This window comes from Ruminococcus flavefaciens (assembly GCF_900108555.1).
Classification (GTDB): domain Bacteria; phylum Bacillota; class Clostridia; order Oscillospirales; family Ruminococcaceae; genus Ruminococcus; species Ruminococcus flavefaciens_P.
On record NZ_FNWV01000026.1, the window covers coordinates 1 to 10760 of the forward strand.

Here is a 10760-nt window from a genome sequence, read left to right on the forward strand (position 1 = left end):
GAGCTTGATAAGATCACATATAGAGCCGAAAACCTCAGACTTATTGACAGAGTGATCGATGAAAACAAGAATATTATCTTCACCTTTGAGTCAAATAAGAGCGGCAATGCATATCTTGTCTTTGATTATGAAGACGACGGAAAAGAAAAGAACGCTTCATTTGAGTATAAAATCACTGATGAAGAAGCTCCAAGAGAAAATGCTCCAAGCATAACAGACGAAGGCTATGATAAATACAAGATGTATGAGCCAATCGTTATCACTGCAAAGAACATTGAGCTTGATAAGATCACATATAGAGCTGAAAACCTCAGACTAATTGACAGAGTGATCGATGAAAACAAGAATATTATCTTCACCTTTGAGTCCAACAAGAGCGGCAATGCATATCTTGTATTCGATTATGAAGACGACGGAAAAGAAAAGACAGCTTCGTTCGAGTACAAAATAACTGATGAAGAGTATAAAAATAACACAGTCAAGGGCGATGCCAACTGCGACGGTACTGTTGATATGGGCGATGTTGTGCTTATCATGCAGGCACTCGCTAATCCAAACAAGTACGGTATCAATGGCAGCAGCAATCTCCACATTACTCTTCAGGGAATTGAAAACGGTGATGTCGATGAAGGTGTAAAGGGACTTACAGTCAGCGATGCATTAAAGATACAAAGATATCTCCTTGGTGATGAAAAGTCTTTATAATTATCTTATATCAAGTAAAAATGATCGTCCATAGCGACGATCATTTTTTTAATAGGAATTTAGAAAAATTTCTAAATTCCTCTTGACAAGTGGTGCTTTTGGTGCTATAATCTATTTAGAAATTAATCTAAATTGAAAGATTTCTAAATACTTGATTAAGGGGGATCATTTATGAATATCAATATCAAAGAATATTTACCGCTTCTTATTCCGCTTATTATAGTACAGTTGTTACTGCTCGGCTATACGATTTACCATATTCTGAAACATGATAACTATAAACGCGGAAATCGGGCATTGTGGCTTATCGTTGCAATAATAGGTATGGAATTTATAGGACCAATAATCTATTTTGTTTTCGGCAAGGAAGATGACTGAAATGAATGTGCTTGAAGTAAAAGAAATAAAAAAGAGTTTTGGCAGTAAAAAAGTACTTGACGGTGTGAGCTTTTCTGTACCTGAAAATTGTGTATTCGGCTTTATTGGCAGAAATGGTGCAGGCAAAACTACAACTATGCGAGCCATACTTGGGCTTTTAAAGACAGATGACGGCGAGATAAATGTCTGCGGCGAAAAAATCAGCTATGGCTGTGTCCCTAAAAGCTGTAGTATTGGATTTTTACCTGATGTTCCTGAGTTTTATGGTTATATGAATGCACGGGAATATCTTATGCTATGCGGTGAGATATCCGGAGTAGGGAAGACCGAGCTAAAAAAGCGTATCTCCGAGCTTCTTGAACTTGTAGGACTCGATAAAGAAAAGCATCGTATTAAAGGCTATTCACGAGGTATGAAGCAGAGACTTGGCATAGCACAGGCACTGATCAACAGTCCAAAACTTCTCATTTGTGATGAGCCTACATCTGCACTTGATCCTGTGGGCAGAAAAGATATACTTGATATAATAAGTGCTGCTAAGGAGCGTACATCGGTGATATTCTCTACACATATTCTTTCAGATGTGGAAAGAGTATGCAGCCGTGTAGCTTTTCTTGAGGGCGGAAAGACTGTATTCTCCGGAAGCCTTGAAGATATACACGCAAAAAGGAGAAATACGGCTCTTGATCTTACTCTTGCACATACAGAAGATATAAAAAGAGTATTGTCTGCTTTTCCAAAAGGGAAAGAAACAGATACAGGTATTATTGTTCCGAACGCTTCTGATAAAGAATGTGCCGACCTTATGGCATTCATTTCCGCTCAGATGATACCGATAACTTGTCTTGAAAGGCATGAAGCCGATCTTGAAGATCTTTTCATGGAGGTGATCGGTAAATGAAAGGGTTTAAAGCCTTCTTTAAAAAGGAAATAAAAGAGCTTATCAGAACAAAGCGTCTTATGATACTGCTGGGAGTATTTATTTTAGTTGGTATTATGAATCCTGCGATCGCCAAACTGACTCCTCTGCTTTTGGAGAAGATGTCCGATGAGTTTGCAAGTCAGGGGATAACTTTAAATGCTGTAAAAGTAAGTGCGGTCGATTCCTGGTCGCAGTTCGCAAAGAACGCATCAACTGTATTGATAGTAACGCTTATTATATTTAGCGGCATATATACATCAGAATACTCAAAAGGTACACTTATCCCACTGCTTACAAAAGGGCTGTCACGCAGTTCTGTTGTGCTTTCAAAACTTGCTGTTATGCTTCTTACATGGAGCATTGGTATATGGCTGTGTTACGGGATCACTTATTTTTACAGCGATTTTTATTGGGATAACTCAGTTGTCAAAGAATTGTTTTTTGCTGCATTCTGCTGGTGGCTTTTCGGCGTATTTATGATAAGTATTATAGTATTTTTCTCATCATTTACAAATTCGGGCATACAGGTCATGCTCTGTACAGGAGCAGTGTATTTCGTAATATCGCTTTTAGGAATGTACAGTAAAATAAAAAATAATCTGCCTATCTGCCTTACTGACAGCGTTTCACTCTATAAAGGTGAATCAGTACCTGGAGACTACTTAGGCGCGGTAGTCATAACAGCTATACTTTCGGCTGATCTTATTTTTTTATCGCTTCCAATAACACATAAAAGGCAAATATGATATTTTACTCAAAGCATTATATTTATAAAACACAGCTTATACACTTAAATAATATTCTTATCTTACAGAAAGGAGCGGAAAATGGGATTTCCTGAAACATTCAAAGCTCTGTCAGATCCTGTTAGGCGTGAGATACTTTCCATGCTGAGAAAGGGGCGGCTTTCGGCAGGCGATATAGCTTCGCATTTTGATATGACAGGTGCAACTGTATCGTATCATCTGAAACAGCTGAAAAATGCAGACCTTATATACGAAACAAAAGAAAAGAATTTTATATATTACTCTCTCAACACTTCTGTTTTTGAGGAGATACTTTTATGGGTTTCTCAGTTTACCACTGACAAAACTGAAAAGGAGGTACAAAATGATGAAAAATCTGAAAAAGAGTGATATTTTTACTGTGATTCTGTGCCTTTGCGCAATTATTCCCGGAGTATTGGTTTATAATAGACTTCCAGACAGAGTAGTTACTAACTGGGATATGAAATCGAATGTATCAGATACAGCTCCCAAAGCGTTCGCTGTATTTGGCATACCACTTATATTCACGGCTGTTACTTTTTTGAACTGTATTTACTTGAGGTGGCTTGAAAAGAAACGTAATGTCGGAAAACTTATCCCTATAGTACAAATTATATTCCCGTTTACGCTTTTTTTAGCTCAGGGAATGATTTTACTGGCAGCTCTTGGGAAGCTAAAAGATATCCGCCTTTTCGTATGTATTATAGTTTCAGTTATTTTGATCATTCTTGGCAATTATATGCCAAAGATAAGGAAAAACTGGATAGTCGGAATACGTACACCTCATATTATGTCAAGTGATGAGATATGGGACAGAACTCATCGTTTCGGAGGATTTGTACTGATATTCTGTGGAATTCTTGGATTTATCGCAGCATTACTCGGATACTTTATCGCAGCCTTTGTGATATTGGTTGTTTCTGTTTTCATTCCGCTGATATATGGTGAAGTATTATATTACTCTCAAAAAAGAAAGCAGTAGAAAAGAAAATATTAATGATATGAAAAACAGCAGTCTGCCGACTGCTGTTTTTTTAATATAAATACAAAAAAATTGGAAATTACAAAATAAATTCAACCTTTTGTGTATTTTTATGGGTTGTAATCTGTACGTTTGTGTTATAAAATAATAGTGGATATTAAAATTTAAGGAGGAATTCCATATGTTATCAAAACTTCCCTCACGTATGACATCATTTGGAATTGCTGCTGCACTGATGTTTACCAATGCAGACCTATCAGTATGGAAAACTTCAGCTGCTGCAGCAGAGGACATGAAAATTAGTGATTTCAGCCTCTCTGATATCACAATGACCGACGAGTACAGCGTAAACGCCTTTGCTCAGGAGATCAAGTACCTGCTTTCGTTTGATAACGATAGGCTTCTTGCAGGCTTCCGCGAAAACGCAGGACTAAATACCAAAGGCGCAAAGCGGTACGGAGGCTGGGAAAACACCAATATTGCAGGTCATGCTATTGGTCATTATCTCACTGCATTGGCGCAGGCTTATCAGCATCCCGACATAACTGAGGAACAGCGCAATACCATAAAGTCAAAGATGACAACGCTTATTGACGGTATGCGTGAGTGTCAGAAAAACTCAAAGGGCAAATCAGGATTTGTCTGGGCAGCTGCACACCCAAGCGGAACAAGCGTTGAAGTACAGTTCGACAATATCGAAGCTGGCAAATCCAATATCATCAATGAAGCATGGGTGCCATGGTACACTATGCATAAGCTGATCGCAGGAATAGTTGATATTTACAATGCAACAGGCTATGCGACTGCGAAGGATCTTGGCTCGGACTTGGGCGACTGGGTGTACAACCGCTGCAAAACCTGGAATCAGCAAAAGCACAATACAGTACTTTCGATCGAATACGGCGGAATGAATGACTGTCTGTATGACTTGTATTTGATTACAGGAAAGCACGAACACGCCGTTGCCGCGCACTATTTTGATGAGACAAATCTCCATGAAGCAGTGCTAAAGGGTGGAGCAAACGTGCTCAACAATAAGCACGCCAATACTACTATTCCTAAGTTTCTCGGAGCATTAAAGCGTTATATCGCACTTGACGGCAAAACTGTCAATGGCGAGAAAATAGATGCTTCACGCTATCTGGAATATGCCGAGGCATTCTGGGAAATGGTCAATACTCACCACACCTACATCACAGGCGGAAACAGTGAGTGGGAACATTTCGGCATGGACGATGTACTTGACAAGGAACGCACAAACTGCAACTGCGAGACCTGTAATTCATATAATATGTTAAAGCTCAGCCGCGAGCTGTTCAAGATAACAGGGGACAGCAAGTACATGGACTTTTACGAGAATACATATTATAATTCCATTCTTTCGTCTCAAAATCCCGAAACAGGTATGACCACTTATTTCCAGCCTATGGCTACAGGCTATTTCAAGGTGTACAGTTCGCCGTTCAATCATTTCTGGTGCTGTACAGGAAGTGGTATGGAGAGCTTTACAAAGCTTGGCGATACGATCTATATGCATAGTGATGATACTTTATATGTAAATATGTATCAGAGCTCTATTCTCAGCTGGGCTGACAAGAATATGAAAATAACTCAGGAAAGCACTATTCCTGATGGTGATACTACAAAGTTTACCATTGAAGGCAGCGGAGCTGTTGACTTCCGTTTTCGTATTCCTGACTGGAAAGCAGGAAATATGACTGTTAAGGTCGATGGTGAGAAGTGTTCCTATAAGACTGTAAACGGCTATGCACAGGTAACGGGTGAGTTTAAAACAGGTGATGTTATTGAACTGACTATACCTGAGGCTGTAAAAGCATATCCGCTTCCCGACAAAAATACTGTCTACGGATTTAAATACGGTCCTGTTGTACTTAGTGCAGAGCTTGGCAAGCAGGATATGACTACAAGCTCAACGGGAATGTGGGTAACTATCCCTAAAGAAGCAATTACACCTTCCGAAAATATCCGTATTTCCGATAACAATACTACTGTTAATACCTTTATGGCGGATATTAACGATCATCTTGTAAAAGATGCAAATTCTTTAAAGTTCACACTCAAAGGTACAGACCATGATCTGACTTTCACTCCTCATTATAAGCAGTATCAGCAGAGATACGGTATTTATTGGAACTTCCAGAGCAGCAGTACTGCCGTTGACAGACCTGTTCGTTCAAAGAAGGTAGTAACAGATACTGTACAGCCGGGGTATGGACAGTACGAGAACGATAACCTCCATAATATGCATGAGGTGAACACACAGGGCGTTACTGATGACAGTACCTATCGTTATGCCAAGAGCGGAGGTTACTTCAATTACCGTATGGCTATCGACAAGGAAGCTGATTATAATTACCTGACTGTAAAATTCCGCAAGTCCGATAACAATAAAACAATACGCATAACTATTGGCGATTCTATCCTTTACAGCGGAACTCTTAAAAATACAGGCACGGAAGATGTTTATGATGTAAATATCATGCTCCCACCTGATATCATCGAAAAGTATGCCGAGCATATTACTGCTGACGGAACTGAATACGATGTAGTTACAATTGGATTTTCGTCCGAAAATAACGAAGAATCAGCAAAGGTCTGCGATTTCATCTACATGACAGCTGTTAAGCCGCTTTACGAATACGACAGCAGCATTGCTTATTTTGTTGACTGCGGCGACCATAATCCATATACTGTAACAGGCTCGGATAAGCTTGGTTACTATAACAGTGTTACTGAGCAGCTTTACGGATACGATGAAGTAACAGGAGCAGAATGGGGACTTATTGACGATCCCACAGATCAGTACAATGGCAGTACAAACAGTTCAGGTCTTTACACTGCAAACACATGGTGCGACGAAAGAAATACAGGAGATGGCAGAGCAAAGAATTCCTCATTCCGTTATACTAAAAACCAGTATGAAAATAATATCGAGCGTCATATAGACTATGGATTTACACTTCCAAACGGAAAATATTCGGTAGAAATGTGCTTCAGTGATCCGTGGAGCTGCTCAACATCTCCTACGGTTTATGCTAATTATGGCAGTAATGAACAGGTTGTTATAGCAGAAAACTGCGCTACCAACGGCTCAACAGTGACAAAAGGCGAGGTTACTGTTAAAAACGGTAAGCTTGAACTTAATTTCCGTTCAGCTGATAAGGCGATAAATATCAATTATATTATTATCCGCGAGATTGAAAAAGATCCGCTTCCTACTGTCACATCTACAACAACTGCTACCACAACTGTTATAACAACTACTACCACTGTTTCTGCTTTACCTTCGCCTACAAAGCATGGTGATGCCAACTGCGATGGTGAAGTTGATATGGCTGATATCGTACTTATAATGCAGATACTTGCAAATCCAAACAAATACGGACTGAACGGTACTGATAAAAATGCAGTGACACAGCAGGGAATAGCAAATGCTGATGTTGATACAAGCAGCAAAGGTCTTACGAACGGCGATGCTCTGCAAATACAGAAGTATCTTTTAGGACTTGTTGAGACATTGGGATAATTATATTCATCAAAACCACTCGTGAAACGGGTGGTTTTGTTTTATATTACGAAAAAAATAGGAAAATTTTATTTATCCAAAAAGTAAATTTATATTTAACATAAAATTGCCTGATAATGAATTGAACTTAAAATAATATCAAACTTTGTATTATCATGACTATTTTAAAGCGTTTTGTTCATAAAACGCAGAAAAAAATTGTAATATCTGTCTTAACGTTTCGGATTTTTGTCAGTCATTGTCAAGTTAATTATATTTCTTATGTGAGTGCGATGTGTTACATCAAACATTCAAAAAATGACAATATACACAAAATTATGATATAATTAAAAAAATCTTGTAATTCGTTAACATGATTTAGCAACGTACCCAACTGTGCATTTTATTATTGATTGCAGCTTTTTATATTTTAAATAGCCAGGGGGGATATTAATGGTTATTTATACTGATTTTGGTTTCGGTATAGCTGTTTCTGCTTTGCTGATATGTCTTGCAAATCTTGTTTATACGATAATGGACAGTCATACAGGCAAACTACAGAACAAGATATTTATACTGCTTCTTTCACTGCTTTCTGTTAACGCCATTTGTGAGATCGTTAATATACGCACTGCGGAGCATATTATGATTTCTGAGCGTTATTTCTTTATTTCACGCGCTTCAAAGTATGTGTATTTCCTTAGCCACAGTCTGATTGCACCGGTATTGTTTTATTACCTGTCATTCGTTGTAGGAAGATCTGTAAGAATAGGATTTCGCAAACGATCGTCCGAATCAGCCTTAATATATGTATGTAATATTGTGCCGTGGGCAGTAGTTATGTTTGCAGAACTTGTGATCGCTCTTAATCCTATAACTAACTGGTGCTGGTATTATACAAGAGAGAGGCTCTTTCACAGGGCATGGGGAGAATATGTATTCATTTATGTATTATCCGCCCTATGGACCATTGCAGCATTTATACTTATAATGAAGTCATGGAATATTCTTACCAAAAGCCGAAAACGCTCTATTGCCGTTTGTTTTTTACTTGTAGCAAGCGGAGTAATAATACAGCTTTTTAATATGGATTTTCGTGTAGTGATCTTATTTGAAGCTGTAGGCTTTTCTGGAGTACTTCTTTTTATAGAAAATGAAGATGACCGTAAAGATGTTGAGCTCAATGCTTATAACTCCGCCGCTTTTTCCGTAGATCTGACAGCAACACTCAAGAACCGTATACCTGTACAGATAATGATAATACGATGTATACGCTTTGATAAAACTGCAAATACTGTTGTTTATGGTAAAATGAACAGAGATATCATAATACGTTCAGTTTCCGATTATCTTGGAACTGTTGTAAAACGTCATTTTATATATTACATGGGACACGGAAGATTTGCACTTACACTTTACAATTATTCTGATGAAGGTGTTCATGATCTCGCAAATACTGTTCTTGAACGCTTTGAAAAAGCTTGGAACATAAACGGAACGGATATTTTCCTTACTTCAAAAATACTGCTTGTTCCTGTACCCGAACGTGCAAAAAATGCAGAAGATGTAAAATATATAACAGAGTGTCCAATACCCGAACGTGTGCAGGAAAGGCTTATAGACGGCAGATCGCTTGATTGGGTGATACGTCGTGCCGCAGTCGAAAAAGCAGTTACTGGCGGACTTGAAAACGGAAGCTTTGAGGTATATTATCGGCCCATATACAGCATTGATAAAAAGCTTCATGGTGCAGAAGCACTTCTGCGTATGAATGATAGAGAGCTTGGATTGATATATCCTGATGAATTTATTCCTGTTGCTGAACAGCTTGGTATCATAGACCATATCGATGAGTTTGTACTTAGAGAGGTTTGCAGATTTATTGCTACAGGCATACCCAAAAATAACGGTATGGATTGTATAAATGTAAATCTTTCGGTACAGGAATGTATGAAGGAAGGCTTTGTAGAATATATCAGCAGTGTTGTCGAAGCTGAAAACGCTCCGAAGAACAGGATAAACTTTGAGATAACGGAATCGGTTGCCGCTAAGGATTATACTCATCTTGCAGAGGTAATAGATCGACTTAAACAGCAGGGATTTCATTTTTCAATCGATGACTACGGAACAGGTTATTCAAATATGACTTCGCTTTTCTCTCTTGGAGTGGATATTATAAAGCTCGACAAGAGCATCCTTTGGAATGCGGAAAAGAGTGAGCTTGGAATGACATTGCTTGTTACGCTGGTCGAAATGGTACACAAAATGGAGAGAAAATCACTCATGGAGGGGGTAGAGACCGAAGCGCAGATAAATATACTGAAAAAAATCGGCTGCAATTATTTGCAGGGATATTATTTTTCAAAACTAATACCCAAAGCTGAATTTATAGAACTGATAGAGAGTAAATCTTTTAATAACTAAGTAATTTTAAATGATATTTTTAAAACAGCTTCGCTTTTGCGAGGCTGTTTTTTCTGATTTTATGTCTAAAATATGTAAAAATGAAAAGAAACGCCTAACTATTAGCAAAAAATGACTTGAAAAAATGATAAAACTATTGTAGAATATATACAATAAAAAAGGAAGAGAGCGTAAACAAAAGAGGAGTTGACTTTTGTGATCTTCCTTAAAATCGGATTGACAAGTTTATAGAAAGCGAGGAATGATTTACATGAAAAAGGGCATTTTCAAGAAGATCATATGTGCAGGTACGACTGCTATGATGATCGCTGCAAGTAATCCTGTAGTTCATTCCACAGTTGCTAATGCTGCTGATGCACAGCAGAGAGGTAATATCGGCGGATACGACTATGAAATGTGGAATCAGAATGGTCAAGGTCAGGTTTCAATGCAGCCAAGCGCAGGATCATTTACCTGCTCATGGAGCAACATTGAGAACTTCCTTGCTCGTATGGGCAAGAACTATGACAGTAAGAAGCAGAATTATAAGAGCATAGGCTCTGATATCACTCTTACTTATGACGTTGAGTACACTCCAAGAGGAAACTCGTATATGTGCGTATACGGCTGGACAAGAAATCCTCTTATGGAATATTACATCGTTGAAGGCTGGGGCGATTGGAGACCACCCGGAAACGGTGCAGAGAGCAAGGGTACAGTAACTCTTGACGGAAACACATACGACATTGCTAAGACAATGCGTTACAACCAGCCATCACTTGACGGTACAGCAACATTCCCACAGTACTGGAGCATTCGTAAAACAAGCGGTTCAGCTAATAACCAGATGAACAAGATGAGCGGTACTATCCATGTCGGCAAGCACTTTGATGCATGGTCAAAGGCAGGCCTCGATATGTCAGGTACACTTTACGAAGTATCACTCAATATCGAAGGTTACAGATCAAACGGATCTGCTAATGTAAAGAGCGTAAGAGTTTACGAGAACGGTCTCGGTGACAATCCGAATCCGGGCACAACAACACCTGTACAGACAGTAAAGGCTGATGATAACGG

8 protein-coding genes and 1 pseudogene are annotated in these 10760 nt (G+C 38.7%); all 9 read left to right on the forward strand.

What is annotated here, in order from left to right; all coding sequences use genetic code 11:
* Positions 1-705 (forward strand): annotated as a pseudogene (locus BLW60_RS16955) (hypothetical protein); the annotation flags it as partial.
* 171 nt (positions 706-876) lie between these two features.
* Positions 877-1083 (forward strand): PLDc N-terminal domain-containing protein, encoded by a 207-nt coding sequence (locus BLW60_RS15970; protein WP_074719149.1) that lies wholly within the window; start codon positions 877-879, stop codon positions 1081-1083.
* 1 nt (position 1084) lies between these two features.
* Positions 1085-1984, forward strand: a complete 900-nt coding sequence (locus BLW60_RS15975) for an ABC transporter ATP-binding protein (RefSeq protein WP_074719151.1) — start codon at positions 1085-1087, stop codon at positions 1982-1984.
* Positions 1981-2751, forward strand: a complete 771-nt coding sequence (locus tag BLW60_RS15980; protein ID WP_074719153.1) for an ABC transporter permease — start codon at positions 1981-1983, stop codon at positions 2749-2751. Before BLW60_RS15975 ends, BLW60_RS15980 begins: the two co-directional genes overlap by 4 nt.
* Positions 2752-2832: 81 nt before the next feature.
* Positions 2833-3141, forward strand: a complete 309-nt coding sequence (locus tag BLW60_RS15985; RefSeq protein ID WP_074719155.1) for an autorepressor SdpR family transcription factor — start codon at positions 2833-2835, stop codon at positions 3139-3141.
* Positions 3116-3754, forward strand: coding sequence for an SdpI family protein (locus BLW60_RS15990; RefSeq protein ID WP_074719157.1), 639 nt, complete (start codon positions 3116-3118; stop codon positions 3752-3754). The genes BLW60_RS15985 and BLW60_RS15990 overlap by 26 nt, the downstream gene beginning before the upstream one ends.
* Positions 3755-3935: 181 nt before the next feature.
* Positions 3936-7301 carry a beta-L-arabinofuranosidase domain-containing protein gene (locus BLW60_RS15995; protein ID WP_074719159.1) on the forward strand — a complete coding sequence of 1122 codons (3366 nt, stop codon included), beginning with the start codon at positions 3936-3938 and terminating at the stop codon, positions 7299-7301.
* Positions 7302-7733: 432 nt separating this feature from the next.
* Positions 7734-9704: an EAL domain-containing protein gene (locus tag BLW60_RS16000; protein ID WP_074719161.1), complete on the forward strand. Its 1971-nt coding sequence runs from the start codon at positions 7734-7736 to the stop codon at positions 9702-9704.
* 250 nt (positions 9705-9954) lie between these two features.
* The coding region (locus tag BLW60_RS16005; RefSeq protein ID WP_175460964.1) for a glycoside hydrolase family 11 protein at positions 9955-10760 on the forward strand (806 nt) is incomplete at its 3' end.

Coding starts and splice junctions, on each gene's coding strand:
- BLW60_RS15970 (WP_074719149.1), top strand. CDS start 877: ATGAATATCAATATCAAAGAATATTTACCGCTTCTTATTCCGCTTATT.
- BLW60_RS15975 (WP_074719151.1), top strand. CDS start 1,085: ATGAATGTGCTTGAAGTAAAAGAAATAAAAAAGAGTTTTGGCAGTAAA.
- BLW60_RS15980 (WP_074719153.1), top strand. CDS start 1,981: ATGAAAGGGTTTAAAGCCTTCTTTAAAAAGGAAATAAAAGAGCTTATC.
- BLW60_RS15985 (WP_074719155.1), top strand. CDS start 2,833: ATGGGATTTCCTGAAACATTCAAAGCTCTGTCAGATCCTGTTAGGCGT.
- BLW60_RS15990 (WP_074719157.1), top strand. CDS start 3,116: ATGATGAAAAATCTGAAAAAGAGTGATATTTTTACTGTGATTCTGTGC.
- BLW60_RS15995 (WP_074719159.1), top strand. CDS start 3,936: ATGTTATCAAAACTTCCCTCACGTATGACATCATTTGGAATTGCTGCT.
- BLW60_RS16000 (WP_074719161.1), top strand. CDS start 7,734: ATGGTTATTTATACTGATTTTGGTTTCGGTATAGCTGTTTCTGCTTTG.